The sequence below is a fragment of the Catenibacterium sp. CAG:290 genome, from assembly GCF_000437715.1.
Lineage (GTDB): Bacteria > Bacillota_I > Bacilli_A > Erysipelotrichales > Coprobacillaceae > Catenibacterium > Catenibacterium mitsuoka_A.
Genome location: NZ_FR898777.1, coordinates 1 through 2,102, shown reverse-complemented (window position 1 = coordinate 2,102; position 2,102 = coordinate 1). Strand labels below are relative to the sequence as shown.

The 2,102-nt window shown below is 34.9% G+C and carries 1 protein-coding gene; it reads right to left on the bottom strand.

All coding sequences use genetic code 11. The features are described 5' to 3' along the window. Positions 1–155 precede the first annotated feature (155 nt). A complete protein-coding gene (ptsP, locus tag QVO42_RS02320; protein WP_022424575.1) occupies positions 156–1,877 on the bottom strand; it encodes a phosphoenolpyruvate--protein phosphotransferase in 1,722 nt (573 codons plus the stop codon). Between the last annotated feature and the right edge of the window lie 225 nt (positions 1,878–2,102).

Below are 2,102 nucleotides of genomic sequence, written 5' to 3'. Positions count from 1 at the left end.
CTTGACAACGGTCATTTCATAACAGTTTTTATATGGGATAAGGAGAATTAAAATATTTAACTTATATCACAATACTTGCCACCTCTTTATAGAGGTGGTTTTTGTATGCAAAAAAAAGAGATGAACAAATGTTCATCTCTCAAGTATTGTGTTTTTTATCCTTCAATACCAGTTTCAGCTTTAACTAATTCAACAACTTCTTCCATTGTAGAAAGTTCAGTAGTTGCCTTTTCAGCTACCTTCTTAGATTCTTCATAAGATAATTCTCTAATACGTTTTCTCTGAGCAAGAATTGAAGTTGCAGACATTGAGAATTCGTCAAGTCCTAAACCAAGTAGTAATGGTGCAGCAAGAGCTTCGCCTGCCATTTCACCACACATACCAGTCCATTTACCTTCTCTATGAGAAGCATCAATTGTGTTCTTAACTAATCTTAAGATTGATGGGTTGAATGGCTGATATAAGTAGTTGATTGTAGATGACATACGGTCAGCAGCGAAAGTGTACTGGATTAAGTCGTTTGTACCGATTGAGAAGAAATCTACAACCTTAGCGAACTGATCGGCAAGAACAGCAGCAGCTGGGATTTCAATCATGATACCAACTTCGATTGAATCAGAAACTTTAACACCTTCAGCAACTAACTTAGCCTTTTCATCTAATAAGATTCCCTTAGCCTTCTTGAATTCGTCAACAGTTGCAATCATAGGGAACATGATCTTAAGATCACCATAAACTGAAGCACGAAGTAATGCTCTTAACTGAGTTCTGAATACTTCTTCTCTCTGGAAGCAAAGACGAATAGCACGAACACCTAAGAATGGGTTCATTTCTTCAGGAACTGGAAGAGCCTTTAACTTCTTATCTCCACCGATATCCATTGTTCTAACAACAACTGGACCATTTACGTTTTCAAGTACTGTCTTATAAGCTTCATACTGTGAATCTTCTGTTGGAAGTTCATCTGATTCCATATATAAGAATTCAGTTCTGAATAAACCAACACCTTCAGCACCATTCTGTTTAATAGCTTCGATATCATTTGGAGAACCGATGTTAGCTACTAATAATACCTTATGACCATCAGTAGATACTGATTCAGCAGTCTTTAATGTCTTAAGTTCTGCTTTGTAATCTTCGAATTCTTTTCTCTTAGCTTCATAAGTTGAAACTGTTTCTTCATCAGGGTTAACAAATACATCACCTGTTAAACCATCAAGAACTACCATATCACCATCATTGACAGTTTCAGTAATAACGTTAGTTGCTACAACTGCTGGGATTTCCATAGATCTAGCTAGGATAGCAGAGTGAGAAGTTCTACCACCGATATCAGTGATGAAACCACGAACTAAGTTTTTATTTAACTGAGCTGTATCAGAAGGAGTTAAATCGTGAGCGATGATTACAACTTCTTCATCAATTAAAGCAGGGTTAGGTAAAGATTTACCTAATAAGTTAGCTTTTAAACGAGTAGTTACATCTCTAACGTCAGCTGCTCTTTCTTTGAAATATGCATCATCCATAGATGAGAACATAGTAATAAATAAATTAGCTACATCTTCTAATGCTGCTGGAGCACATAACTTTTCATCATTGATCTTAGCTTCAACCTGAGACTGAAGTTCAGGATCTTCAAGAATCTGAGCATGAGCATCAAATACTGCTGCTTCTTCTTCAGATAAGTTTTTAGTAGCTGCTTCCTTAATTGCAGCGATTTCAAGTTTAACTGCTGCAACGCTCTTGTTATATAAAGCAATTTCAGCTTCTGTGTCTTCAACTGTAGTACGTGTTACAGTTAAATCTGGCATATCTAATTTATATGCTTTTGCAATGGCATAACCACTAGATGCCGCAATACCTTTTACATTTGTCATTTTTGACCTACCTCCATATACTCCATATTCTACAATAAAAGGGGTACAAAATAAAGGAAAGAAGTTCTTTCATACATATTTTTTTGACAAATTTACACAATTTTGAGGGTATGAATTAACTTAAATCTATCTATATATATCTGCAAGTGTTGAAAAAAGCTAATTAGGATCATTTTTTCACTTTTTTAATAGTAAACAAAGTATAAATTTCTAATTATCTTTTTA

Coding starts and splice junctions, on each gene's coding strand:
- ptsP (WP_022424575.1), bottom strand. CDS start 1,877: ATGACAAATGTAAAAGGTATTGCGGCATCTAGTGGTTATGCCATTGCA.